This window comes from Pedobacter sp. AK017, assembly GCF_014200825.1.
GTDB classification, from domain to species: domain Bacteria; phylum Bacteroidota; class Bacteroidia; order Sphingobacteriales; family Sphingobacteriaceae; genus Pedobacter; species Pedobacter heparinus.
Window position 1 is genome coordinate 1 of record NZ_JACHCW010000018.1, and the last position, 25,179, is coordinate 25,179.

Consider the following 25,179-nt stretch of genomic DNA (forward strand, 5'->3'; position numbering starts at 1 on the left):
ATCAAACGGCAAATGTATGGTAGGGCCAGTTTCGAATTACTTAGAAAAAGATTAGTACTCAAACCAACTTAACCACCAAATGTGGGGAAGAACCATTTTCCCTGAAATACCCAGTCCGATTGAACCGGCTCATCATTAAGGATCACAGGAGTAAGTTTTGCCATACTAAAGTTTTACTAAAGTTTTTTTCAGGATTTTGTACAAAAGACTATGTACAAACTTAATCAAAACTTTAGCAATATTCCATTGGTTATCTGAAGAATCAGCCTTTAGGCATAAAAAAAGCCCCCTAGAGTTTCTAGGAGGCTTGTGGTATGGGCCGGGATCGAACCGGCGACACATGGATTTTCAGCCTCTGTAGACGCCGATACAACTTTCTAATTTTCAGTATTTTAACTATCAACTTTGCTTTTACGTAAAACAATTGTAAAACAAAGTTCCCGTTATCCTTACGGGATACCTAAAGATAGTTTTTGTTCCAATTCGATCCAATAAATATTGGGATTTGTTTTATGCAAAGAATCTAATGTAAATTACAGTATGAATTTATTTTTGAAGTTCGGGTCTAAACGCGATATGACAGACCTAGTAAAAAACGGAACAATTTACTGTAAGCCAATCAGTTTTTTTGCTCAAAAGGATGATAGTTGTCGTTTCGACAAAAACGAACTGGTAGTTGAAATGCAATATCACGAAGACAGTTTGTTGCATTTGATCCCACTAGATGAACCAAATAAGATAGTCACTTTAAATGCTTCACAGATCAGGCATAGAAAGATCATTGCAAATCCGACAGGAAATCTATACTGCATGTTTCTGACCACGATTGATCCGTCTCTGCCAATCCTTCACAGTCCTTTTGATGCCAGACTTAAAGAATTCGGCAGCCATTGTGTAAGCATACATGACGGCGACAAATTTTTTAATCGGATTTTCGATCACCTGACGAAGAACAGAGTTGAATACAGCTGCGATGAAGTCACTTATAGGGATCTTTCAAAATTTTCTGGGGAAAAAAATATGTTTACGAAGGATCTCGCCTATGGGTGGCAAAAAGAATGGCGGTTAATACTCCATACCGAAATTAACGAACCTTATATTTTTCAAATAGGAAATCTAGAAGACATTGCGTATATCTTCGATACAAAGGGAATTGAAGATAAAGTATTTGTAAATGCAGCGCTAATTAAGTAGGATGGGAACTAAAGTGAAAAAGACAAAAAAGGTTACCGGCTGCTTTCTGAAATTCGGAGAAAAACAGCATCTTGAATCTCTGTTGAAAAAAGGCAGTATATTTTGCAGGCCGATGCATTATTTTGCGAATCTCAAAGATGAAAATTTCATCGGTGATAAGTACGAAACTGTATTTGCGATCAAGAATATTCTCGGGAAGATTGAGTACAAAAACGGCGCAGATTTTAAACCATTGTACATAGGGCCATTGCAACAAACGGCATCGTATTTTCCTAACCAGATCTGCGGGAATTTGTTCTGTTTGTATTTCCATGATATTAGTCACCAGGTTTTAGATGTGACTGCCGGAGGGGACATCGATCACATCAAGGAATGGGTTATATTGATTATAGATGCGCAGGAATTCAAGAACAGAATCGAATCTGCATTGAAATTCAATAATATGGAATTTGAAAGTAGGTTTGTGGAGTATGAGGACTTCTCAAAATATAATGGCTGGAAATCACAATTCAAAAAAGACATCGGCTTTACCCATCAGAAAGAATTTAGGTTCTGGATAAAGTGTCCTGTACTAGATGACTATAGTTTTGAAATAGGATCGATTGAGGATATTGCACGCCTGATGAAGTCCGAAGAGTTGAAATCAATGGGTTTTAAGAAAATTGGTTCTGACCTGAAGAGCCATTTCGAGAAACAGAATGATCTGCGATCCGTGTAACTGTTAAATATTCGAATAATTATTCTTGATATAGTTTCGCAGAATCAATTCATTTGTAAAAATGGAGATCACTTTAGAAAACCTGAAACTGAAATTCGCCATTCTTGAAAATTCCGTCAGGACATGGCACTCTCAATACCTTAGTTTGTTACAGCCGTGGGATGAAGAAAAAACAGTGCGTCAGCTGCAAACAGTTTATCAGCTAACACATGAAGCCTTATGTATCATTCATTCCCTTGACCGGATATGCTTTTCACCTTATAACGAGGAAGGATACGAAGGTGAGAATCTTTCAGCAGCGGCTTTGTCAAAAGAGATCAGTGACATCAAGTTATGCTGGGCCTGTTCACATATGCTTAGCTGGCGTGAACTCACTCAGAACGAAAAATCCGCTTTGATTTCTTTTGAACAGATCTATCAGTATGTGAACGCCTATTGTTTCAGGGCAGATCTGCGAAACGTCAATACTGTCACAGAGGATTATTTAAAGGGCTTTGAATAATGATGTTGATGTGGGTCCACAATTTGGTTTAGCAGATGTTGACTGCTTAAACAAATAATATCCAGAATTAAAACCCTATTTTTACTGTTTACTTCTAACTCCGGGATCATGAGTGAATTAAAGGGTACCATAGTGCAATTGAAAGAATGCATGGAGATGAACAACGGCATTATGTTCTGGTCTCTGCTCAGGCTAAAAAAAAACAAGCATTTTATGTCAGGAAAGATCAGGAATCCTGATGAAGCGTACTTTGAACCTGATGTCAAAAGCATAGTTTGGGCAAACGAAGCACTTTCAATGAGTCTCATCGATGAATATCAGGAGCCATATGATGAAATCATTATAGATGTCGAGATCAGCGGAACACTCAATGAACAAAATTTGAAGACTGGAAAGATCTACACTGTTCCTGTCACTTTTGATTTTGCCATTCAGTCATTTGTTTATCCTCAATACGGAGTGAATGACAGGGAAATCCGGCTGATGAACAAAGAGCAAAAATCGTTGCTGCTGTTTCACAAGTCCTACGAAAGGGAGGCCGACCAGCTGAATGTAAAACTGCTTTTTGATTATAAATACAAAGGAGAGGATGCATTCTCCTTTTTTACCCGGATCTGGAAACTTGTCGATCACAGCAATGCAACAATGGTTGCTGATACCAGTCATGATTATTTTCAGGAGATCTATGATTGCCAGCGAAATCTCCGGTACAGTGTTGCCTGTGCAAATATGTGGGGCAGGTATACGACACATTACACCGAACATGCCTACGACTTCCAGGGGAGAAAGGTATATCCGGCGAAGTTAAATTTTTACGATTCCAAGTACTTATTCTATCTTGAGAATGCCGTTGAGGAACTATATACCTTTTATGAACGCCTGGCATACCTGATGTATTTAATGATGGATCCTGTTACACTCGAGGCCAAATACCTTTCCTTTCAGGGGCTATTTCAAAAACGAACAAAAAAAGAACTAAAAGAAAAGTATCCGCATCTTGCTGCAGATGAACATTTTATCTGGTTTTCAAGAAGAGCTAATCACCAGCACAAATTACTGTCCCGAAACCGGCACCCGTTGATCCATTATCAGACTGGTAATGAGTTTATAAAGGGTTCGTATTTAACTTCATTTACACGGGGCTGGCTAAATCATGCAACTGGTGACGAAAAGGAGCTCATGAAGGTTTTTCAGAAATTCGACGAAATTAAATCCTTTGTCAATTCCGAACTTATCATCTGCACGGAGGCTTTTGAACGTACCATTCTGCTTATAGACGGGATAGGCATGCATGTCCCTGGGGATCCCTTTTCCAAAGAAGGCATCGGTATCACATCTGTTGTACCAGATTAAGGATTCCGCCATTAACTGCGAACATTTCATAACGGCTTTTTATGTAAACCTTGACATAAATAGACCTTGTTCACCCTGCCCAAAAGAAAGGGGTCGCCGCAGTTGATGCGGTACTTTCTTCACTGGTGTTATTTGTCATGAAGCAGTTTTTGAATTTCCAATAAGTAGTTATATGCTAAAATAAATATTTCAGCTTGTTCATAACTAAGAAGGGTGTTGGTTATTCGATTATTACACGGCTTTTACCAGATACACTCGGGTTTAATCCGGATATTTTTCGCATTTATTTTTTATTGTGGTAGAATTTTGCAGCAACAAAACCTTTAGAACATGAAAAAGCAACTTCTAGAAAACGAAATATTCGGTATTGGCAAACGAACGGTAGAAAATGCAGAAGAACATAACGTGGGCCATGGCTTATAGGTAATGCTTCTCGATGGCACCGCCGATTTTATCGATGCTTTCCCGATCGAGCAGACCTTCCACCTGATACCAGGATTCGCCTCCTTTATTGGTCACAGTCGTAAGATCCACGCCGTCCAGGATAACCTTAAACACGAGCTCATGATTTGGTTTTTCTTTTAAATCTTCGTAACCGAAAACAGTCATTTCCAGTTGTTCACGGCCGGTATTGATGTCTACATTTATCATAAAAGTTTCCTCTTCTCCCTGCATAATTTTAATTTTTAGTCCATTTATAAATATAACAAAGATTCCAAGCCTTTGTGTAGAATATCGGTTCTGAAGGTGTTACCTGAAATTCCTGCCGCCATGAAAGGTTTCTTTTGAAACGTCCTCCCGGACCTGAGCTCGTTTATTTTGGGAAGGATAAGGCGCAGATTTTTCATCACCTCGTGCCAGGGTCAATACCGGCAGATCATCGATCTTCCTTTGCACGAGCTTACCCAGCATCCTGGTAAAATCAAAACACTTGCTGACAATCACATGCACCACCTGACCTTCCCGCTGTAACCGGCCTTCCACCATCAGCAGCCTGGAATGCAGGATCTCTTTACGGTAGGTTTCAAACAGCTTTTCAAATACAACCAGGTTAGAATACCCTGATTCATCTTCAATCGTGATAAAACAAACCCCGCCAGCAGTTCCCGGGCGCTGACGCACCAGTACAAGTCCAGCCACTTTGACCAGTTGCCCATTGGTGGAATCGTTATTAATCGTATGACAGGATTTAATATTTAACATATCCAGTTGAGACCTGACGAAACTCACCGGGTGTGCTTTCAAAGAAAGCCCAATGGTGTTATAATCCTGCACGACGTGTTCGCCCTGACTCATCAGCGGCAATTCCACTTGGGTTTCCAGCACGCTTTCCGACGCCTGCCCCTTGAATAACTCTACCGGCATATCCTGCAGAGCTGAAACCTCCCAGAGCGCCTTGCGCCGATCCATTCCCAACGAGCGGAACGCATCCGCATCAGCTAACTTTTCCAAAGTGCCCAGCGAAACACCGGCATCCCGCAATGCCGTAAGACTGGTATAACCCTCGCCACGGGCATTCACCAATATCTCCATTTCCTCCTCACGAATCCCCTTAATCTCCCGGAATCCCAGACGAAGTTCAAAATACTTTCCTGATTTTTCTTCCAGCTTATTATCCCAGAACGAAAGGTTAACATCTACCTCCCGGACCTGGACGCTATGCTTCTGGGCATCTATTACAATCTGCGCAGGCTGGTAAAAACCCATCGGCATGCTGTTCAACAGCGCAGCAGCAAAAGCATCCGGGTAATAATGTTTCAGCCAGCAGGACACATAAACTAGTAAGGCGAAACTTGCCGCGTGACTTTCAGGGAATCCATAACTGCCGAATCCTTCGAGTTGTTTAAAGATCCGCTTCGCAAATTCAACAGTATAACCTTTGCCGACCATACCGTCAATCAGCTTTTGCTCATACTGATTGACCATGCCCTTAAACTTGAAAGTGGCCATACTTCTGCGCAATCCATCTGCTTCGGCTGGTGTAAACCCGGCCGCAACGATCGCTATTTTCATCGCCTGTTCCTGGAACAGCGGCACGCCCAGTGTCCTTCCAAGAATTTCTTCAAGTTCTTTCGACGGATAAACAATGGGCTCCTCTCCATTGCGCCTGCGCAGGTACGGATGCACCATATCTCCCTGGATCGGTCCGGGCCGTACAATTGCCACCTCAATCACCAGGTCATAAAATTCCCTGGGTTTTAATCTCGGCAGCATCGACATCTGTGCCCGGCTTTCAATCTGGAACACCCCCAGCGTGTCGGCCAGACAGATCATGTCATACACCTCCGGATCATCCTGCGGGATATTGGCTAGCGTAAAATGCTTGCCGTAATGATCGCGGCAGAGGTCAAAGCCCTTACGGATACAGGTCAGCATCCCTAAGGCCAGCACATCCACCTTTAAAAATCCCAGCGCATCGATATCATCTTTGTTCCATTCAATATTTGTGCGGTCTTCCATCCTGGCATTCAGGATCGGACAGAGATCGGTCAGCTTACCCTGGGTCACCACAAATCCCCCGGTATGCTGACCCAGCTGGCGCGGAAAACCCATCATTTGCGAGGTCAGTTCCAGGGTCTTTTTCAAATGCGGATCATTGGGGTTCAGGCCCGATTCTGTCACCCGCTTACCTTCAAACCATTCATCCGTATATTCCCAAAGCGAACCGGAAAGCCGGTTGATGGTATCTACCGACAAGCCCATCGCTTTACCCACGTCCCGGATCGCACCCTTCTGGTGCTGCTGGGTAACTGTAGCTACGATAGCCGCGCGGTCACGTCCGTACTTGTTATAGATATACTGGATAATCTCTTCCCGCCGTTCATGCTCAAAGTCCACATCGATATCCGGCGGCTCATTTCTGGCTGGGGAAATGAAGCGTTCAAACAGCAAATCAAACTTCATCGGGTTGACTGAGGTGATGCCCAAAACAAAACATATCGCTGAATTTGCAGCCGATCCCCGGCCCTGGCAAAGGATGCCGCGGGACCTGGCCTCACGCACAATATCCTCCACAAAAAGAAAGTAATTGGCGTAATCCATTTCCTTAACAAAAGCCATCTCATGATTGATCATGTTCACGACCTTTTCAGGTACCACCTCCCCGTAAAACTCATGTGCGCCCTTCCAGGTCAGGTATTCCAACTCTTCCATAGGGGAGCGTCCGCTTGGATTGATCTCCTCAGGATAAACATATTTCAATTCATCCAATGAAAAATTGCAGGCCTCAGCAATCACCATCGTGTTTTCAATCGCCTCAGGATAATTCCTGAACAGCCGCTCCATCTCGGCAACTTCCTTCATATGCCGCTCCGCATTTTGGTGCAGCAGGAAACCCGCTTCCTGGATCGTACACTTCTCGCGGACGCAGGTCAGTATATCCTGCAGTTCCCTTCGCGAAGGATCATGGTAATGCACATCATTTGTCGCCACTACCGGTATCCCGTAAAAATCAGAAAGCTGGGAAGTGCGGAAAATCAGCTTATCATCATTTCCCAAATAAGTCCGGGTGGCGGCTAAATATAGCTGCCCGCCCAGTGCTTCCCGGTATTGCGCAACCGCAGCGATAAAACCAGCGTCATACTCAAACCTGCGGTTCAGTACTCCCGGCATTACCAGAGTAAAAATCATGCCCTTACTGTGTGCATATACATCAGCACGGGAAATAAAGCAAGACCCTTTTTCCGCCCTCATGTTACCCAGCGTCAAAAGCGCCGATAATCTGCCGTACGCCTCTTTGTCTGTCGGATACGCCAGTAAGCTTGGCCCGTCGAGTAAATCAAGTCTGCAAGCCGGGATCAGTTTCACATTTTTTCCACGGCAGGCCGCATGTGCGCGAACAATCCCCGCCAGCGTATTCCGGTCAGTTATCGCAAGCTTTTGATATCCGTAAGCTTCTGCCCGGTCTACCAGCTCATGCGCATGAGAAGCCCCCCGCAAAAAGCTGAAATTAGAAGTTACCTGTAATTCACTATATCCCATAACACCGTCCCTTAAGCAAAAAATCCATGAATAAACCACTGATATTTCTGATCACCACCATAGTGACCAGAACGGTACAGCCAATACCGTCTGCCCTGGTCATCTTCCACCTGGTAATAATCCCGGTGTTCCCCGGTATCCAGCCACCATTCCCGTTCAATCCTTTCCGGCCCGTCGGCTTTGATCACCATATGCTGAACCCCTTTGTATATAAAAAACTTAGGCGGATGATCCGGGATCAGCGCCATCACTTCAATGGGATCAGGCTTTTTCAATAATTCTGTCGGTCGCGGTTTTTCCACCCGCCAGCTGCACGAGGGCTTCTGGGTAACTGATCCTGCCTGCAAAACTGATCGCTCCGGCCAGTAACGCTTTGCAGGCAAATACCGGTGGATCACTTCGGGGCCAACCTTTCCCGCAACCCGGTCGAGTAAGCGGATCAGGCTCTGATCATCCAGCCCAGGCTTTGCCGTCCACATTTCTTCCTGCGGAACCTCCACATCATCCACCTTCGGCGCATCCAGCACAAACAGCTCAATGCCCAATGCTGGCCGGATCTGATCTATCTTTAACTGGAAAAGCTTGAACAAATGACTCACGCTATGTGTAGCACCGCTGGTGCCGATAACCACCTGTACGACCTTACCGTCAATCCGGTAACCGGTCAAAACACCCGTGCGTAAGCCCTTGCCTTCAGCTTGCATCCGTTTACATAAACTTTCCAGCATCCGGGTAATGGCGATTTCAATTCCCGTCCGGGTTTTTATCGGCTCCAGGCAGGGCAACCGCTCCTGGAACGGAACAGGCAGCTGCAAGGGAACCAGCACTTCATCTTCTGTACCCAGCGCCTGCGCCAGCCGCAATAGAAACTCCTCACCAAAACGCCTGCGTAAAACAGACCTTGGCATCGAAACAAAACTTTTGATCTGGTAAAACCCGAGCTTACGCAACCTGGCAAGTACCGGCGACTCCAAACGCAAAGCCTCCGGCACCAAACCAAGCAAAGCCTCAGTATGCCCGCCGGCCGGGACAAGTGGCGTCACTTTACCATAACGGGAAACCGCCCAGGCAGCGCCCGGCGTGTCAGCGATCGCCACCCGAACGGTATATCCCTTACTTTTTAACCGGGAAACAATTTCTTTCAAATATTCCTTTTCGCCGCCCCAGAGATGGCTACAACCGGAAACATCCAGCAACAGGCCATCCATTCCAAATTCATCGATGGCAACAACAGGTGAATACCGCACGCACCATTCACCCAACCCGCGCAGCAGGTTTCGCGGACGCCCCGGCTTATCATCCAGCACTTCCAGTCCCGGGCAAATTGCTTTAGCATCCGCTGCCCGCATCCCCGGTTCAACACCTGATTGGTCTGCCAGCGGACTCACCGCAGTGATCATCATGCGGCCATGATCAGGCGCAGCAAAAACAAAAGGCACACCAGAGAGTTCCGGGCGGCGGATCAGCTGCCAGTCAGCCAGCAGCTGGCGGAACCATATGGAAACAAAACGCCTTTGCATAACTCTTATCCAATTTGCCTGTCCTGTTGTTCAGACCAGGCCGACTCATCAGCTACTTCCATAACTTTAGCTACCTCCTCAAAACATTCACCTGCCCATTCCAGTATCCAGCTGCCCGGATTGCCGTTGCGGACTTTCAGCAGCTCCACCCGCCAGCGCGGGAAACCCAGACCAGGCATTCCCTCTTCGGTTTCTGTACGCAAAGGGCTGATCTTCCACCTGGCCGTAGCCACCGTACTTACCCCTTTGCTTGCATCCTTACGCAGGATAAACCCAGTCACCCCGCTTTCCTCAACAGCAAGTTGCAACCTGCGGGATTCAATCAAGCTCAAATTATTCAGTTCAGCGACCACAGCCGCCAGCCCTTCGCACTTCAACGCTTCCTCAGTAATCCAAAGCACATCCTTTTCAGTCTTCACATCCATAAAAATGATGCGCTCAGGTTCTACATTAAAACCACTAAGTGAGGCCGGAAATAAGCGTCTTGAGGTACTCACCCAAACACATGCCGCGCCGTCCTGCATCAGGATGGCCAGTAAACCTGCAATGAAACCATCACTGGCCGCGGCATCCTCCGGTAAAACTGTAATAAATTCATGGATGGCTGTTTTCGGAAAAACCCCGCCGGGAAAAGCCTGCTCGATCTCCCCAAGCCCGACACGTTCGCCTTTACCTGCAGCCTGAGGCTTAAAGCCCTGCCAGAGCAGGATATCCTGCTGCAGCCTGATCAATATTTCCTTTTTAGCATCCATAATTTATTCCCCCAATTCATGGCCCCTATTTCAGCACCATCGAATTACACAACAAAATAAAACTAAAAATGTTAGCAATTTATGAAATGTTGATAATTAGCCAATTTTTGTTCATAATTCCGCTTAAAACAAACACTAAAACAATTTGTGATACTAATTTTTTTAGTTAAATGACAAATTTTGTATCTTTGAAGTATGATCCTTTTTGCAGACACCGAGTTATTTGACGGGGGCATAAAGCGGTATACCGACTTTAAACTGCCCGATACCGAGTTGCGGCTTTGGCAGCATTTTTTTGGGAAGCAGGAAGCCGATGGTTATTACAACACGCTTTTGGAGGAGGCTCCCTGGCAGCAGCGCATGAGAAAGATGTATGACAGAATGGTCCCGGATCCCCGGCTAATCGCTTATTACGGCGGAGAAAACGGGCACGCATGGACACCGTTATTGTTAGAAATTAAACAGGCAGTAGAAAAGGTCACCGAAATCAGCTTTGACCGGGTACTGTTGAACCTTTACCGGGACGGCAAAGATTCGGTAGCCTGGCACAGTAACAACCTCCCGGCGGACGGTAAGCACCATCATATCGCTTCAGTCACCTTTGGAGATACCAGGATTTTCAAGGTTCGCCATAAAACAAGGAAAGACATCACAGCGCTTGACATCCCCTTAACCCATGGTAGCCTGCTGTTAATGGGTGAAACCATGCAGGCGCATTATGAGCACCACATCCCTAAGACTGCAAGAGCAGTAGGTCCCAGGATCAACCTCACTTTCAGGATTTCAGAATCCTCAAAACCGGTTAATTTTTCAAGCCATTAGGGCAGTCAGCCATCCCTGGCGCCGCGCTCATTCCAGGAGCCCACCATACCCCCCGAAGCATCACCATATAAAGGGTCATGATCCGGAACCGGGATTCCATCCACCTTTTCCCGCACGCCATCCGGCCGCTTATCACCGAGCTTAATCAGATCAGGCTCCGCGCCATCAGGATAAGCACCCACAACAGCAAAATCATCGCTACGACTCAGCGAAATATGACCCGTACCGGCAGGCAGCACTATGACGTCGCCCGGCCGGACATGCAATTTCTCTCCGTTTGGGCCGCCGAGCTGCAACAACGCATTTCCGGCATATACACCCAAAACCTCATGCGTGTTGGTATGGTAATGGTGATAATCATAAACCCGCCAGCGAAAAGCATTGCTCCAGCCATTTTCTGCAAACCTGGTCTCCAGGAAATCAGCCGCTGGTTTTCCCTCCATGGTAAAAGCGTGATGATAAACAATGACTGGGTATTTACTATTGGGAATAGTCCCGTCATCACTCAGATTATAAATTTCAAAAGTAATCTCCATGAATAAAAGATTTAGATTTCATGGGCGCAGATCTGCTGCCCGATTTCTTCAGCAACCCATACAGAAAGCTGGCCAAAGCCGTTCCAGAATATACCCGCCGCAGTGATTTCCGGATAAAGATCAGCCAGCACTTTATCCCGATGACAAACCCTGTAAACCCCATCTTCCATAGGCAGCACGGTAAGCCGCATGCCAGAAGCCTGGATGTGATAAGGTTCTACCGCATGGAAAAAGGTTTTCATTACATGTTATGCTCGGTGATCAATTCACCGATCTGTTGAACAAAGCCCTCGTCCAGTTCATCCTGTGTTGCCCATTTCACCTGGTCGCCGTCCGGCTCAGGGAAGATCACGCCAACTTTATGCTCGCCTTCCATGATCCGGTAGAGCCCGTTTTCCAGGGGTTCGATCTGAAAGCGATCTGCTAATAACTGTATTTCAAATGTTTCCATGATCACATAACAATAGTTTACCAATTCAGTTTCCAAAAAGGCCCACATTGTAAAGAAGGTTACATTTCGGCCCCGCAGCCTCTTAATTTTCTTATCCAGAAGCTTGCTGCTCAAGGCCGCTGATCGTTACCTCGCGGATTCTAAAAAATAGTTTAGTTTTATATTTACATTAATGCGTATGGCTGAGGATAACAACACAGGGCTGGACTGGAAAGGCTATGAGGAAATCACGAAATACATCTATGAGATGCTCGGCGCCGGATATGGTATCAAGATCAAAAGCTACGGTACTAAATCCAAGGTCCGGGGAAAATCAGGGGTAAAACATCAGATCGATGTACTGACCGAACAGATTGTTGGTGACAAGGTACTCCTGACGGCAATAGAATGCAAGTATCTGAAAAAGAAGGTGACTAAGAAAATCGTCATGGAGCTTTCCGAAATCATGCGTGATGCAGATATCTCCAGCGGCATCATTGTTACAAAGACAGGATTTACTCCAGATACCCTGACCTATGCGGACCATCTGGGCATAAAATTGGTTGAACTGCGGGAAGCCGGGCAAAATGAAAAGAAAGGCGGGGAAAATGTCGAAATAGGCACACTGGAAATAAATGCCAGGATCACCATCAAACGCACAAAGATTGTCTCTATCGATCTTGGCAGCCTCGGGATTACCGATGAAGACGAACTGATGATGCTGCGCTTTCCGGGTCATGCATTTATTCTGACTCCCGATGGCAGGAAAATCGCTTTTGACCAATTTGTCAATGCCTATTGCGTGGAAGTTGGTAAGAGGGAGCAACTATTAAAAACGATTACTTTAGCTTTTCCGCATGTTAACGGGAAACTGATCAGGAACTATTGCGATGCGGAAGCCGAGATTAAAAAAATGGAATTCAGCGGATTTCTGGCAGAGATTGACGCAAGTTCAAAAAAATCATTCCAGCTTGTCGATCAGGTATGGATGATCATGAAAGAAATTTTTGAAAAAAACACCTTTAAATTGTCCAAAGGCGGTTTGTTGTTCAGGGACGCCGGGGAGTCTTAGCCGATGAATGGGATTAGCATGAGATAAAAGCAATTTTGAGGATCCATTCAGTAAAAATTGAAAGCATGTACGATTCCGGCTAACAAATCCAGAACTGGACTGTTTATCCTTTAAATCAATAATATAACCGTGGAACAGCAGGAAGAAACATTTCAGGTTACCGTGCAGATCAACAAAGGCATGGAGCCAACCACGCTCAATGTGGTCGCAGAAGAAAACAAGGTAAGTGGCCCGGAACACGCGCTAACCTTTAAAATCAAGCGGGATAAAGACAGCGAAACCTTAGCGGTCCTGGCACCTGATTCCGATCACTGCTGGCAGCAATTGGAAGGAAATATGGAACAGGAAGAAGTGGATTTAATCGGTGCGGCAATAGATGGCCATTACGCATAATTAATTAACGCTCCCAATGGTCAAATTCAAGTACTTCCTGGTCAATAAAGGTCTGATTGATAGGTTCAAGATCCGGATAATCCTTTTTATTCACCTCGCCGGCAGTCCTGTACTCAGGACCGATCGTACACAACTCCATCATACTTGAAGGGATCTGGGTCATGGCAATTTCGGTGACCCTGTCTTCGGTTAAGTCCCCCATCAGCCATTCCCAGGCCAATTCATCGGTCAACACAGCTGGCATGCGCTTTTTAGAATTATGTACCTGCTTCATCAGTTCATTCGCTTTGGTAATGCCAATGGCAAATGTCTTGGTGACCTCGCCTGTATCGGTGTTGACCCAGTCGCTGTATAATCCAGGCAGCCAAAAATATTCACGTTCCTTTAAACCTATCTGATAGGGATACTTGATCGTTTCTTTCAGCTCCTGGCCTTTTTTTCCGATTTTTGGGATGTGCCGGGATTCTACGATTCCGGTTGACAGCACCAGACACCTTCGGCTTCTTGCAGCATCTTTCCACATAGACCGCTTGCCGGATTCACTCACCCAAAGGTTTTCGCCCTTGAAATTTAGAGTCGTTAGTTTTCGCCGGAAAGCAATGGCGTCCTCTGCACTCATTTTTCCTGGCACGTATCCCCATTGGGCCTGCACCAGCTCAAAATCCCGGCGGTCATCGGTTGCAATAGCTATCGCGCAGGGTGGATAATTAAAACCATTATGGACATCGACATTTAAAAAATCATAATCTCTTACTGCCTTTTCCAATTGCTTCAATTGAATAAACTCTGCCCTTGTTACTTTTTGTCCGTTGTAGTAGCACATATTTATTTCCTTTTAGCGCGGATATGCTCCGCAATTAATTTCCCTATTTTTTCAGCTTCAGCGCCCCGGCCTTGGGGGATGGATGTCCAGAACTTCTCTTTCCTGGCGCTCAGTCCCACTGTAATAACCAGAGGGTTTGCCCCATCCCCGAAATTTACATGAAATACCCTTTTGCCCTGAAGCTCATGTTCTGATATACGAATATCTTTTCCATCCAGTTCCAGCGCGAAAGGCGCCTCAATTTCCCTCATCCTTAAATTTAAGAAATTTATTTCAAAATCATCCTGAGCTTTAACCCTTTATCGTCGTACTATAAGCCCCGGTTATTGATCAGGTATTCGTTGATCTTCTCCTAGTCATCGCCGACAGCTTCCCGGGCTTCCGATATGGCCCCTTCGTCTACATTTACTTTATCTGTCACGGTGATCCGCTTTATTAACAGTTAATTTTCGCATGGCATGCAGCGCATCAGTTGGATATAGGAAAAACCCGCCATATCTTAAATTAAAATCGCATCTTTCAAAACATTTTTGAGCAGCGTTATGGCATGGTAGTAGTAATTTCCTTAGATTTCAAAACAGTATATAAAGCTGAAGTTCCGGAAGATTATTTCGACCTAATTTCGAAATATCCTAAAAATCAATTGCTTCAACGCCTTTCCTTTCTTTCAGGAAAAGCTGATGAATATTTGCATGCGCTGTTAGACAGCAATGAAGAAGCCACGCATTTGAAGTATTTAGAGATGTTCGTTCTCTCGCCTAAATTTTTAGCAGGGGTTATCGATGCCTTAAAACCACCTCAAGGTGCTCTGGTCGTAGCTTATTCGAGAGAAACAATTTTGTACGCAATGGAGGAAATTCTGCTGTCAAATCTGCCAGACGGTGCGGTTGACGAGGTAGTCTATGAACAATTTACGATTGATGTATTTAACTACCTGCTGTGTCTAAACGGGCTGTATTTCAAAGCCGAGAACCTCAAAGATGATTCTACATTGGAGGAATTCAATGCATCACTGTTACCTGCAAATAATATTCCGGATTACAATGCATTTACATGTTGCATCAAGGGGGTTCGCCTGATCCGCTTCTTAATGGAAGATCCGACATACCTCGAGCTGGTCAAAGGTTATTTTAAAAGGGAATATTCCTGCAGTGTTGAGCAGTACCTTGGTTTTTACTTACGCTGGGGTCTTATTGAAAGCTCCGCAGTGTCAATTGATGCTGAGGATCCCGAATATCCAATTTTTAAAAAACTTGCTGCCAGTTCTAACAGCGGTAGAGATGTGCAAAAACTAACTTCAGTTCGGATCTCCCCGGTATATCAAGTCTCCGCAAATGAATTTGTCATTCTGGACAAAGCATTTTTTGTCGGAAAGATCTATTATCAGTTTGTTTATGAATTTTGGTTCAGTTGTGTTAAAAAGGCGAAACCCAAAATTGCAGCCGAGGTATACTTTTCTAAAATAGGCCGTTTTTTTGAACAGTACTGCGCAGAGCTGTTCAATATGGTATTTTCTTTCCTGCGGCATCCCGCACCGCTATCCCTGGATCAACTCGTCTACATTTCCGGAGATGGAGAAAAAGAGATGATAGATTATTATGCGAGGGAGAACCGGAAACTGGTCATCGCGGAATTCAAGCAGGGTAATCTGAATGATGAGGACAGGTATTCGGGTACAATTGAGGGTCTGTATTCAAACGGAGAAGATACGTTTTTTAAAAATTTAACACAGCTAGATAACGTTATTAGTCAGTTAGACCTACTCCAAGAAAAATTTGACCGGAAGCTTGAGAAAGGGAGACGGCTGACGATATATCCGGTGTGCGTATTGAACGACCCGATCTACGAATTTCCTACAATGAAAATCGCATTTGCTAAAAAATGGGAGCTGCTCAGGATAAAGCATACCCATCTTGACGTCAGGCCGCTAGCAATATTTCAAGTGGAAGAGTTGGAGAATCTGGTTTACCGACTTGTTCCTAACCGCAGGGGTAAAGAAATCTGGCAGGTTCTGAAAGTATATTGCAGGATCGACGGTCAGCACAGAGCGTTTAATTTGTCTGCGCTTGACGAGTGCAAGCTAGACTATCATACGGGAATGGATGAGGAGCTACAGGGATACATGGACAGTTATGTTTCAAATTGATACCAATCATTCCAGCTCCCCAATTTGTTCGAGATATTAGAAATTGTTTGCATCATAGGCTGGATGGGTATCGTCGTATATAAACTTGATAAGCAGAGAGACTCCTCAGTTTGACCGCCTGCCGTATCCATAAAATATAAAGGAAGTTTTTTGAAGAAGACAGACCTTTCTTATGATAACCAGAAATCAACGAGAGTTTTGTAGCCATAACTGAGCTGTTAATATTCCGTCTTTCGATTAAAAACTTAAAAGGATAGATAGCTCAAATTAGGTTCATTCCATCAATTAAGTTTACATAACCAAAATGAGCTGTTTATGTATCTATTCTTGAAATATTTTAGATATTTGACGTAATCTTCCGTAAATTTAATAGAGGGAAATAACTAACTGTATTCATGGCCGCGCGCAGCACTCTTACTGATCTGGAACTGACCAGCCTTGTAAAACAAAATGACAAGGATGCATTTGATGAGATCTATGCCCGCTACTGGAAAAAATGCTACAATGATGCGTATGGTAAATTGAGGGATGCAGAAGTCTGCCAGGAACTTGTACAGGACTTATTTATTAATCTCTGGACTAAAAGATCAGAACGTGAAATTGTTAATCTTTCTGGTTATCTCAGCACAGCAGTCCGTTTCCAGGTATTTAGCCTTTACCGGAAAAATAAAAAAGCCCCTGTTTTTGAAGAGCCGCTTGACCATATGGCCGAATCTTACCTTCAGGCAGATTCACTGTTCAATTTAAAAGAGTTAAAGGGGCATATTGAAGAGTGGCTGAAAATGCAGCCGGAAAAGCGCAGGGAGATATTTAAGATGCGTTTCATGGATGACCTTTCCACCAAAGAGATCAGCGAGATCCTGAAGATCTCACAAAATACGGTTCAGAACCACCTGCTCACCGCTACCAACAGCCTGAAAAATTCTCTCGGCGTTACAATAACTGCTTGTACTATCCTGATGCTCCTGAAAAATTAAAATATTTTTCCTTCCTGACTAGTACGCCCCCTCAGTTCTTTAGACTATATGGATATAGACCAAAGGAAAATGTCAAAATTGCATAGAAATCAACTGTTGGACCTGGTAGGAAAATATCTGGACCATACTGCTTCTGCTGAAGAGGTAGAATTGCTTGAAGCCTACTGGAAACTATTTGATGATGCGCCTAAGCCGCTTAATGGGATAAACCCAGAGCAACTCAGTGATATTGAAGATTATCTGAAATCGAACATTGACATGGGAATCGAGGCTATCGAAAAGCCCGCGGTTCCTTTATTTAATTACAGGTGGAGGAAAATTGCCATAGCTGCTGCAGTTGCTACCGTCATATTTGGTGCTGGCTTGTTCTTTTATAAAAATCAGCAAAAGACTGAACCCGCAATTGTTGCCTATGCCAATGACATCACCCCTGGAAAAAAGGGAGCTACCTTAACTTTGGCTAACGGCAAAAAGATAAAATTATCTGATGCCTCAAATGGTGAACTTGCTAAGGAAGCAGGACTGACGATCAGCAAATCCGCAGATGGCCAAGTTGTTTACAGTGCCGCATCTAATGATGGTAGTTCCAAGAATAAAATTAACACCTTAACCACCGCTAAAGGCGAAACCTATATTTTATCCTTACCTGACAAATCAAAAGTCTGGATGAACGCTGCTTCAAGTTTAATCTATGCTACCGCTCTAAATGAGCGTGGAGAGCGGAGGGTTAAGCTCACAGGCGAGGCGTATTTTGAAATTTCTAGGGACAAAGCGCATCCTTTTATAGTGGAGACAGACAAACAGGAAATCGAAGTACTTGGAACCCACTTTAACGTCAATGCGTACCCTGATGAACAGGTTGTGGCCACTGCACTGGCAGAAGGCTCGGTAAGCATCACTTCCGGTAAAGGCAGACATCTGCTTAAACCCGGACAAATGGCGCTCAACAACGGGATAGCTGTTAAGATCAGTACCGCCGACATCGAGAATATTACAGACTGGAAAGAAGGTGATTTTAACCTAGAGCGAATTAATTTCCGCATGGCGATGCGGAAGATTGCCAGGTGGTACGACGTGGAGGTTATTTATGATGATTCCGTTCCGCTTGACCTGGAAACCGGGGGCTGGATCTCCAGGGACAAAAACCTTTCCGGCATATTGAAATTTATAGAAAAATCAGGGCTGGTACATTTTAAAGTGGAAGGAAGGAAAGTGTATGTATCTCGATAAGGCCCAAAAAGAAAATTCATCTCCCTTTGTATACACCAAACAACAAGAAGTCAGGACGTTAACCATCAGAAGGAGGATGAATATCAGCAGAAATAACCGATAAAAAAGCAAACCAGGAGTGAAGCACCCCTGGTTTGTGTTTGGACAATTAAAATAAATCAACTGTTTAACCGCGGCAGGCCAACAATTCTCAGGTCGGAGGCAAGCCGCACAGAACCAAACCGAAACCTAAATGTATCAATTTTTTACCAAAAAATCAGGTATAGCGCATGCGTTATACCGCAAAATATGGCTGATTATGCGATTAACCACTGTCATATTAATAATATCTCTCTTGCAGGTCACTGCATCGACATTCGGCCAGCGTATCACTATGAACCAGCACGATGTACCCTTGAGTTCTGTTCTCAAAGAGATCAGGAAACAAAGCGGGTATGACGTGTTCTATGATAGCAAAATCATTTCTAAAGACGAGAAGGTCAGTGTGAAGCTCAGCGGGGCAACCGTTGAGGAAGCTATGACTAGGGTGCTAAAAGGGCTGCCGCTGACCTTTGAAGTCGGGGAGAAAGAAATAAACATTAAAAAGCGTGATGAACCGTCTTTTTTAGAAAGATTGATTGCCCGGTTCCAGGCAATTGACGTACGGGGAAAAGTCTTAGATGAAAACGGACAGCCGCTTGCCGGGGCGACTGTTAGAGTTAAAGGAACGAACAGGTCTGTAACGACTAATAATGATGGTGTATTCTTTATACAGAATGTGGACGAGGATGCAGTGTTGGAGATTAGTTATGTGGGGTATAAGACCAGAGAGGTTAAAGCTGCAAAAGAAATTGGGGATATAAAAATGGAAATGGGCAGTAGCGATCTGGAAGAAGTAAATGTTGAAGTAAATACGGGATATCAGACTTTGCCGAAAGAAAGAGCTACTGGATCATTTGCACAGGTAGATAACAAGCTATTTAACAGGAGGGTCAGCACGGATGTGTTGAGTAGATTGGAAGGAGTTGTGCCTGGCTTACTTTTTAATAGGAATACCGGAGCCGCCTCACAAGGAGTTACAGATATCAGTATAAGAGGATACAGTACCTTGTTTTCAGATGCCCAACCTTTAATAGTTGTGGATAATTTTCCCTATGACGGAAGGATACAAAATATCAATCCTAATGATGTTGAGTCTATTACAGTGCTGAAGGATGCTGCAGCAGCTTCCATTTGGGGATCAAGATCAGGTAATGGAGTCATTGTAATTACTACCAAAAAGGGAAAGCTCAATCAGAAGACTACAGCTGAGATTAATACAAATTTGACGATTGCCGAAAAGCCAAATCTTTGGTATTCTCCTAATTACATCAATACCACAGATTTCATTGACTTGGAACTAGAAATGTACAACAAAGGTTATTATGATGATGAAATTTTAGACGCAGCACAGCCTATTTCGCCTGTGATAGCTATACTTGCTAGAAGAGATGCCGGTTCAATTTCGGCTTCGGAAGCTTCAAAACAGATCGATGACTTAAGAAAAGTTGACAGACGAGATGGCTTACTTAAATACTTCTACCAGAAAAATGTTAACCAGCAGTATAATGCAAATATTAGAGGTGGTACAACAAACAGCAACTTTGCTTTCTCACTAGGTTATGACAATAATAAAAGTAATCTGGTCGGCAACACAAACGACCGTTATACCCTAAATGCTAATTATAATTATTCTTTAAATAAAGATTGGCAATTGTCCAGCCTTGTAAATTTCATACAAACCAATGAAAACATTAATACCGTTTTAAATGATACCAAATATTTCGCTGGTGGAAGAAGCTATCCATATGTTCGGTTTTCTGATGAGGGTAATAATGCATTGCCAATCACAAAAGACCTCAATCCACTTTGGTTAGCAGATCCGACGAGTCAAGAGGGATTATTGGATTGGAACTTTAGACCCTTAGATGAATTGAGATTGGCGGACAATAAGGAAAAACTGTCTGACGCCAGAGTATCATTAGGAACCTCTTATCGTTTCCTGGATGGTTTTAGTGCGGAAATCAAATATGCATATCAACGATCCATAAACATACATGAGAATTATAACAGCATTGACAGTTATTATGCTAGGAATATCATTAATAGATTTACTAATGTAAATGGTAGTCCAAGGAATCCGGTTCCCATCGGAGGTATTTTATACAAAGGTAATAATGTGACGAATTCAAATAGATTCCGGGGACAATTGAACTATGCCCATGATTTTAACAACAATCACAATTTGACAGCAATATTTGGTACTGAGGTCAGCAATGTGATTAACGAAAATGACAACGTCTTAACATATGGTTATAATAAAGAGAATAAAACTTTTCAAAACGTAGATTTTGTAAATCAGTATCCCTTTATTCCGTCCTTTGGACAAACCGCTCAGATTCCTAGCAACTTATCATTTTATAGAATTACTGACAGGTATGTTTCATATTTTGGTAATGCTTCTTATTCTTATTTCTCTAAGTATATAGTTTCACTGAGCGGAAGAATTGACAAATCAAATCTTTTTGGCGTAAATACTAACCAGAAATCAGTTCCACTCTATTCAGTTGGAGTGTCTTGGGATATGAGTAGGGAGAATTTCTTTCCTTCAAAATTGTTATCTCAATCAAAACTAAGAGTCACTTATGGTTATAATGGGAACGTAAACAAGAGCGCCGCAGCATTGACAACACTTAGACAGCAAAGTGGGTCTTGGTATAACGGCCTAGTGTATTCACAAGTAAATACGCCTGGAAACCCTGAGTTGAGGTGGGAGAAAGTAAAAATGTTGAATATTGGCTATGATTTCAGCTTTAAAAATCAAATACTTACAGGAAGCATTGAGTTTTATCAAAAACGATCTGTAGATCTTTTCGCTACATCTGCCCTTGCGCCATCAACAGGCTTTTCAAGCTTTTTCGGTAATACGGCGAGTACGGAAGGTCGGGGATGGGATATTGTATTGACAAGCAATAATATCAAATCTGACAGTTTTAAATGGGCGACAGATTTGTTATACAGTTATGCGTTAGATAAAGTGGTTGACTATTATAATGAGCCCACAAATGGTGGAGCAATTGAATCTGGAGCGGTGGGTGGATATATTTATCCAGTCGAAGGTAAACCTGTATTTTCTGTCTATAGTTATCCATCTGCTGGGCTTGATCCACAAACAGGTGATCCCCGGGGTTATGTCAATGGCGAAATTAGCAATGATTATCAAAACATATTAAATGTTCCATTTGAAAATCTTAAATTTCATGGGACTTCTCGCCCTACTTCTTTCGGATCCTTAAAAAATACTTTTAGTTACAAACAGCTTGCGCTATCATTCAACTTAGTTTACAAGTTTGATTACTATTTCTTTAAATCATCAGTACAATATTCAAGCTTGTTCAATTATGGTATCGCTCATCAGGACTATTATAAAAGATGGCAAAATCCTGGTGACGAGATGTCGACAAATGTGCCATCTTTACAATATCCGCCGGTTGATGAATTAAGGGACCTCTTTTATACCCGGTCTTCCGAACTTGTATTGAAAGGGGATCACATAAGGCTTCAAGATATTATGCTTAGTTACGAACTAAGTAGAAATGCGAAGAATAAATTGCCTTTCGAATCATTGACCGTCTACAGTTATATCAATAATGTCGGGTTGCTTTGGAAAGCTAATAAAGATGGTCTTGATCCTGATTTATACTATGGACGTAATGCCGACACCTTTCCCTTACAGAAAACATTCGCTATTGGCATAAAAGCTACTTTTTAATTATAAAACCATGAAAGATTTCAATATTATACTTATCGTCATTCTAATTTTCCTTTGTTTCTCTACAGGTTGTAAGAAACAGGATGACTTTTTGAATGCAAAGCCAAATGACGCTCTAATCGTGCCGACAAAGTTAGTCGATTTTGAATTATTGTTAAATAATGAAGATTATTTTAATACGACCTATCCCAACCTTGGATATATTGCTGGAGAAGAATTTACGACTTTAGATGATAATCTGGATGGTGATTTGGCAGTGAGTCGTAATAGTTATCTCTGGGCAAAGAATATATACAACATGCCCAATGATGACGCTTGGAGTTTAAATTACATCAGAATTTACTATTCAAATGTAGTTTTGGACGGTTTAAAAAATTTATCTACCAGTGATAAAAATAAATATAATAGGATAAAGGGAAGTGCTCTGTTTTTTAGAGCATTGGCATTTTATCAATTGATGGAATTGTTTAGTAACCCATATAATCCAAATACATCCAATCCATTGGGAATACCAATACGGTTGAATTCGGATCTTAATATAAAATCAACTAGGTCAACACAAGATGATTGTATCAATCAGATTAAAAAAGATCTAGCGGAAGCTATCAATCTATTAGGGGATCAGAAAATGTCTTTTCCAACGCAACCGTCGAGTGCTGCTGCTTATGGTCTTTTGGCTAGAACAAATCTAATAATGAGCAATTTTACGGAGGCAATTGTAAATAGTAGTAAATGCATAGAATTAAGCAACGGCTTGATGAATTATAATCATCTAGTTAGCCCAATGTATACCTTCACAGATCAGACTACAGGATATTTGCCAGAAAACCTCTTTCATGCAACAATTCAACCTTCTTACATAACAGGTCTTACAAGGGCAATTGTCAACCAGGAATTGTATGATCTTTACGACAACGATGATTTGCGCAAGACAATGTTCTTCGTACACTATAACGGTGGATTCAGATTTAAGGGGCAGTATGACTTAAAAAACAATGGCACATATTGTGGAATCGCATTGGACGAGATTTATTTGATAAGAGCAGAGGCCTTTGCACGGGTAGGAAGAAAGGATGACGCAATAAAGGATCTAAACGATTTACTGATTAACAGGTACAAAACCGGGGAGTTTCTACCGAAAATAGCGGCGAATGATGATGAAGCACTCAGACTAATATTACTTGAAAGAAGAAAAGAACTATGCTTCCGAGGCATAAGATGGTCAGATTTAAGACGATTGAATTCTGATCCTCGATTTGCGACAACGTTAACCCGGACTTACAGGGGCCAAAATTATATTTTGTCAGCTAACGACAGGAGATATACATTTCCAATCCCTGATCAGGAGATACAATTAAGTGGTATTCAACAGAACGAGCGCTAGCATGGACAAATTACCATTTATAATTCTTTTTGGTATCATATTGATAACAAAAGACACAAGCGCTCAAGAGGGAAAAATTCATGACTTTTCTTTTCAATTCAAATTTGACCACCAGAATGAGAAGGATTCTATATTTTTCACTTTTAAAGATAGCATGGGGATTAAGAGAGACGGATTCACGCAAGGTATTCGATGGAGTCCAAAAGCGACTTTTTTAGGATATAAATCGAATCAGTATTTTCATCCGCGGCAACTCGATGTATATTATGTATCTCCAGACGGAGCAGTGAAGGGATTTAATTTTCTTGCGGAACCTGGAGACTCAATAATTACAAGGATTGCCAATAATGAGTTTAGTTTTGAAGGCCGGGGGCACGTGAAGCTTAAATGTACTAACAGAATTTTGGGATTATGGCAGTCTGCGGGTCGTTTTAACAATGGTCAGGATATTTTATCCTATTTTAAAAGAATCGATTCCCTGACCAATGAAAGTTTGAAGATCATTGATGAAATTAGGCAGCATATGTCAAAGAATGCGTTCGATAATTTGAGAATGGAAACCATTGCTCGATTTGGGGGAATGAAACTATCATTAGTTCAATATAATTTATTGACAGAGGCTGATAGGAAGCTTGTGTTTACCAGTTATCATAATCCGATTTGGAACGACACAGAAGAAGATAAATTTAAAGACAGTCCAGCTTTTAAATACTCTCCGGGCTACATATATTTTTTGCTTCAGCATTATCGGTTTGACTATCTCTTGAAATCAGGACTCAACTACGACTTAGCTAATTGCTACGACTATTTCAAGAATAAGTATTCAGGCGAACCACGGGAACGGATTCTTTTTGAGTTGATCGAGTCATCTATCAGTGGGAAAACAGACCTTAGGGATTTACTTGACGATGCTTTAACTTGGTTTAGGAATCCGCTGTACATTCGTGAACTTCGACAATTCAAAAGTAAGTTTGTAACTGGTGTGCCTGCATACAATTTTACATTGGCAGACCAGAACGGAAAAATGAGGAGTCTCTCTGAATTTAAAGGCAAGGTCGTGCTGCTTGATTTTTGGTTTACCGGATGCAAAAATTGTATTGATGCGCATCCATACGTGGATAGTCTGCGGAAGGTTTTTAAGGATAAAGATGTCGTTTTCATCAGTATTAACACGGATAAAAGAAAAGCCAGTTGGCTAAAAAGTATTGCTACCGGTTTATACAGCTCGAAGATAACAACTCCGAAGGTTTTGAACCTAAACACAGGGGCTGAAGGAATGGCACATCCGGTAATTGAAAATTACCAGGCTCAGGGAGCGCCAACATTTAAACTCATTGATAAGGATGGAAAACTCATGGCAAAACCTAACGATCCAAGGAATGATAAGGGGGCAGACATGGCAGCTAAAATAGAAACGGCTTTGAAACAAGTAAAGAGTTCTGCATTAAGATCTTCTCAGGTTCATTGAACCTGAAGGTTAGTTTTAATAATAAGTTTAATGGCAGGATGGATTTCCTGCCATTTACTACTTTGAAAGATAATTTAAAACGTCCAAG

At 42.8% G+C, this 25,179-nt stretch carries 22 protein-coding genes; 13 read left to right on the forward strand and 9 right to left on the reverse strand.

The features are described from left to right. The first annotated feature begins 576 nt into the window (after positions 1-576). The 4 genes from HDC92_RS20995 (at position 577) to HDC92_RS21010 (ending at position 3,767) form a co-directional block, all read left to right on the forward strand. A complete protein-coding gene (locus tag HDC92_RS20995; protein ID WP_183876959.1) occupies positions 577-1,194 on the forward strand; it encodes a hypothetical protein in 618 nt (205 codons plus the stop codon). Between the two features lies 1 nt (position 1,195). Continuing rightward, positions 1,196-1,912, forward strand: coding sequence for a hypothetical protein (locus tag HDC92_RS21000; RefSeq protein ID WP_183876960.1), 717 nt, complete (start codon positions 1,196-1,198; stop codon positions 1,910-1,912). A gap of 61 nt (positions 1,913-1,973) precedes the next feature. Next, a complete protein-coding gene (locus HDC92_RS21005) occupies positions 1,974-2,414 on the forward strand; it encodes a hypothetical protein (protein WP_183876961.1) in 441 nt (146 codons plus the stop codon). 108 nt (positions 2,415-2,522) lie between these two features. Further along, on the forward strand, positions 2,523-3,767 hold the full coding sequence (locus HDC92_RS21010; RefSeq protein WP_183876962.1) for a hypothetical protein: 1,245 nt from the start codon (positions 2,523-2,525) through the stop codon (positions 3,765-3,767). Between the two features lie 417 nt (positions 3,768-4,184). Here HDC92_RS21010 and HDC92_RS21015 read toward each other — a convergent pair whose 3' ends face one another. The 4 genes from HDC92_RS21015 to HDC92_RS21030 all read right to left on the reverse strand — a co-directional run bounded on the left by HDC92_RS21015 (position 4,185) and on the right by HDC92_RS21030 (position 10,020). Further along, positions 4,185-4,442 (reverse strand): hypothetical protein, encoded by a 258-nt coding sequence (locus HDC92_RS21015; RefSeq protein ID WP_183876963.1) that lies wholly within the window; start codon positions 4,440-4,442, stop codon positions 4,185-4,187. A gap of 75 nt (positions 4,443-4,517) precedes the next feature. Next, positions 4,518-7,748, reverse strand: coding sequence for an error-prone DNA polymerase (locus tag HDC92_RS21020; protein ID WP_183876964.1), 3,231 nt, complete (start codon positions 7,746-7,748; stop codon positions 4,518-4,520). An 11-nt stretch (positions 7,749-7,759) separates the two neighbouring features. Then, complete coding sequence (locus HDC92_RS21025; protein WP_183876965.1) at positions 7,760-9,268, reverse strand: Y-family DNA polymerase; 1,509 nt, start codon at positions 9,266-9,268, stop codon at positions 7,760-7,762. A gap of 5 nt (positions 9,269-9,273) precedes the next feature. Continuing rightward, entirely contained in the window at positions 9,274-10,020 is a 747-nt protein-coding gene (locus HDC92_RS21030; protein WP_183876966.1) for an ImuA family protein, read from the reverse strand. A 195-nt stretch (positions 10,021-10,215) separates the two neighbouring features. On the opposite strand from HDC92_RS21030, the gene HDC92_RS21035 reads away from it, so the two are divergent. Continuing rightward, positions 10,216-10,842: an alpha-ketoglutarate-dependent dioxygenase AlkB family protein gene (locus HDC92_RS21035; protein ID WP_183876967.1), complete on the forward strand. Its 627-nt coding sequence runs from the start codon at positions 10,216-10,218 to the stop codon at positions 10,840-10,842. Positions 10,843-10,847: 5 nt separating this feature from the next. Here the strand turns inward: HDC92_RS21035 and HDC92_RS21040 are convergent, their stop codons facing one another. Genes HDC92_RS21040 through HDC92_RS21050 form a run of 3 tightly spaced genes read right to left on the reverse strand, consistent with a single transcriptional unit; the run spans position 10,848 to position 11,865 of the window. Beyond that, on the reverse strand, positions 10,848-11,378 hold the full coding sequence (locus tag HDC92_RS21040; RefSeq protein ID WP_183876968.1) for a cupin domain-containing protein: 531 nt from the start codon (positions 11,376-11,378) through the stop codon (positions 10,848-10,850). A gap of 11 nt (positions 11,379-11,389) precedes the next feature. After that, positions 11,390-11,620, reverse strand: a complete 231-nt coding sequence (locus HDC92_RS21045; RefSeq protein WP_183876969.1) for a hypothetical protein — start codon at positions 11,618-11,620, stop codon at positions 11,390-11,392. Next, positions 11,620-11,865, reverse strand: coding sequence for a hypothetical protein (locus tag HDC92_RS21050; RefSeq protein WP_183876970.1), 246 nt, complete (start codon positions 11,863-11,865; stop codon positions 11,620-11,622). The genes HDC92_RS21045 and HDC92_RS21050 overlap by 1 nt, the downstream gene beginning before the upstream one ends. A 142-nt stretch (positions 11,866-12,007) precedes the next feature. On the opposite strand from HDC92_RS21050, the gene HDC92_RS21055 reads away from it, so the two are divergent. Together HDC92_RS21055 and HDC92_RS21060 are read left to right on the forward strand one after the other, a co-directional pair. Continuing rightward, a complete protein-coding gene (locus HDC92_RS21055; protein ID WP_183876971.1) occupies positions 12,008-12,880 on the forward strand; it encodes a restriction endonuclease in 873 nt (290 codons plus the stop codon). A gap of 129 nt (positions 12,881-13,009) precedes the next feature. Continuing rightward, positions 13,010-13,273: a hypothetical protein gene (locus HDC92_RS21060; RefSeq protein WP_183876972.1), complete on the forward strand. Its 264-nt coding sequence runs from the start codon at positions 13,010-13,012 to the stop codon at positions 13,271-13,273. A 4-nt stretch (positions 13,274-13,277) separates the two neighbouring features. Here HDC92_RS21060 and HDC92_RS21065 read toward each other — a convergent pair whose 3' ends face one another. Together HDC92_RS21065 and HDC92_RS21070 are read right to left on the reverse strand one after the other, a co-directional pair. Further along, on the reverse strand, positions 13,278-14,096 hold the full coding sequence (locus HDC92_RS21065; RefSeq protein WP_183876973.1) for an SOS response-associated peptidase: 819 nt from the start codon (positions 14,094-14,096) through the stop codon (positions 13,278-13,280). Positions 14,097-14,098: 2 nt separating this feature from the next. Next, the gene (locus HDC92_RS21070; RefSeq protein WP_183876974.1) at positions 14,099-14,347 is read right to left on the reverse strand and encodes a hypothetical protein; all 249 of its coding nucleotides are present in this window, start codon (positions 14,345-14,347) and stop codon (positions 14,099-14,101) included. Between the two features lie 296 nt (positions 14,348-14,643). Between HDC92_RS21070 and HDC92_RS21075 the strand changes: the two genes are divergently transcribed. The 6 genes from HDC92_RS21075 (at position 14,644) to HDC92_RS21100 (ending at position 25,091) form a co-directional block, all read left to right on the forward strand. Further along, entirely contained in the window at positions 14,644-16,242 is a 1,599-nt protein-coding gene (locus tag HDC92_RS21075; protein WP_183876975.1) for a hypothetical protein, read from the forward strand. Positions 16,243-16,637: 395 nt separating this feature from the next. Continuing rightward, positions 16,638-17,219, forward strand: coding sequence for an RNA polymerase sigma factor (locus tag HDC92_RS21080; RefSeq protein WP_183876976.1), 582 nt, complete (start codon positions 16,638-16,640; stop codon positions 17,217-17,219). Between the two features lie 69 nt (positions 17,220-17,288). Beyond that, a complete protein-coding gene (locus HDC92_RS21085; protein ID WP_183876977.1) occupies positions 17,289-18,449 on the forward strand; it encodes a FecR family protein in 1,161 nt (386 codons plus the stop codon). Positions 18,450-18,681: 232 nt separating this feature from the next. Then, positions 18,682-22,239 (forward strand): SusC/RagA family TonB-linked outer membrane protein, encoded by a 3,558-nt coding sequence (locus HDC92_RS21090; protein WP_183876978.1) that lies wholly within the window; start codon positions 18,682-18,684, stop codon positions 22,237-22,239. Positions 22,240-22,249: 10 nt separating this feature from the next. Next, positions 22,250-23,623, forward strand: a complete 1,374-nt coding sequence (locus tag HDC92_RS21095) for a RagB/SusD family nutrient uptake outer membrane protein (protein WP_183876979.1) — start codon at positions 22,250-22,252, stop codon at positions 23,621-23,623. Between the two features lies 1 nt (position 23,624). Next, positions 23,625-25,091 (forward strand): TlpA family protein disulfide reductase, encoded by a 1,467-nt coding sequence (locus HDC92_RS21100; RefSeq protein WP_183876980.1) that lies wholly within the window; start codon positions 23,625-23,627, stop codon positions 25,089-25,091. The last annotated feature ends 88 nt before the right edge of the window (positions 25,092-25,179 follow it).

What these genes read in the sequence shown, in the direction of transcription:
- HDC92_RS21065 (WP_183876973.1), bottom strand. Translation starts at nt 14,096, where the DNA reads ATGTGCTACTACAACGGACAAAAAGTAACAAGGGCAGAGTTTATTCAA.
- HDC92_RS20995 (WP_183876959.1), top strand. Translation starts at nt 577, where the DNA reads ATGACAGACCTAGTAAAAAACGGAACAATTTACTGTAAGCCAATCAGT.
- HDC92_RS21070 (WP_183876974.1), bottom strand. Translation starts at nt 14,347, where the DNA reads ATGAGGGAAATTGAGGCGCCTTTCGCGCTGGAACTGGATGGAAAAGAT.
- HDC92_RS21045 (WP_183876969.1), bottom strand. Translation starts at nt 11,620, where the DNA reads ATGAAAACCTTTTTCCATGCGGTAGAACCTTATCACATCCAGGCTTCT.
- HDC92_RS21055 (WP_183876971.1), top strand. Translation starts at nt 12,008, where the DNA reads ATGGCTGAGGATAACAACACAGGGCTGGACTGGAAAGGCTATGAGGAA.
- HDC92_RS21080 (WP_183876976.1), top strand. Translation starts at nt 16,638, where the DNA reads ATGGCCGCGCGCAGCACTCTTACTGATCTGGAACTGACCAGCCTTGTA.
- HDC92_RS21035 (WP_183876967.1), top strand. Translation starts at nt 10,216, where the DNA reads ATGATCCTTTTTGCAGACACCGAGTTATTTGACGGGGGCATAAAGCGG.
- HDC92_RS21000 (WP_183876960.1), top strand. Translation starts at nt 1,196, where the DNA reads ATGGGAACTAAAGTGAAAAAGACAAAAAAGGTTACCGGCTGCTTTCTG.
- HDC92_RS21095 (WP_183876979.1), top strand. Translation starts at nt 22,250, where the DNA reads ATGAAAGATTTCAATATTATACTTATCGTCATTCTAATTTTCCTTTGT.
- HDC92_RS21015 (WP_183876963.1), bottom strand. Translation starts at nt 4,442, where the DNA reads ATGCAGGGAGAAGAGGAAACTTTTATGATAAATGTAGACATCAATACC.
- HDC92_RS21090 (WP_183876978.1), top strand. Translation starts at nt 18,682, where the DNA reads ATGTATCAATTTTTTACCAAAAAATCAGGTATAGCGCATGCGTTATAC.
- HDC92_RS21085 (WP_183876977.1), top strand. Translation starts at nt 17,289, where the DNA reads ATGTCAAAATTGCATAGAAATCAACTGTTGGACCTGGTAGGAAAATAT.
- HDC92_RS21020 (WP_183876964.1), bottom strand. Translation starts at nt 7,748, where the DNA reads ATGGGATATAGTGAATTACAGGTAACTTCTAATTTCAGCTTTTTGCGG.
- HDC92_RS21040 (WP_183876968.1), bottom strand. Translation starts at nt 11,378, where the DNA reads ATGGAGATTACTTTTGAAATTTATAATCTGAGTGATGACGGGACTATT.
- HDC92_RS21030 (WP_183876966.1), bottom strand. Translation starts at nt 10,020, where the DNA reads ATGGATGCTAAAAAGGAAATATTGATCAGGCTGCAGCAGGATATCCTG.
- HDC92_RS21025 (WP_183876965.1), bottom strand. Translation starts at nt 9,268, where the DNA reads ATGCAAAGGCGTTTTGTTTCCATATGGTTCCGCCAGCTGCTGGCTGAC.
- HDC92_RS21075 (WP_183876975.1), top strand. Translation starts at nt 14,644, where the DNA reads ATGGTAGTAGTAATTTCCTTAGATTTCAAAACAGTATATAAAGCTGAA.
- HDC92_RS21010 (WP_183876962.1), top strand. Translation starts at nt 2,523, where the DNA reads ATGAGTGAATTAAAGGGTACCATAGTGCAATTGAAAGAATGCATGGAG.
- HDC92_RS21100 (WP_183876980.1), top strand. Translation starts at nt 23,625, where the DNA reads ATGGACAAATTACCATTTATAATTCTTTTTGGTATCATATTGATAACA.
- HDC92_RS21005 (WP_183876961.1), top strand. Translation starts at nt 1,974, where the DNA reads ATGGAGATCACTTTAGAAAACCTGAAACTGAAATTCGCCATTCTTGAA.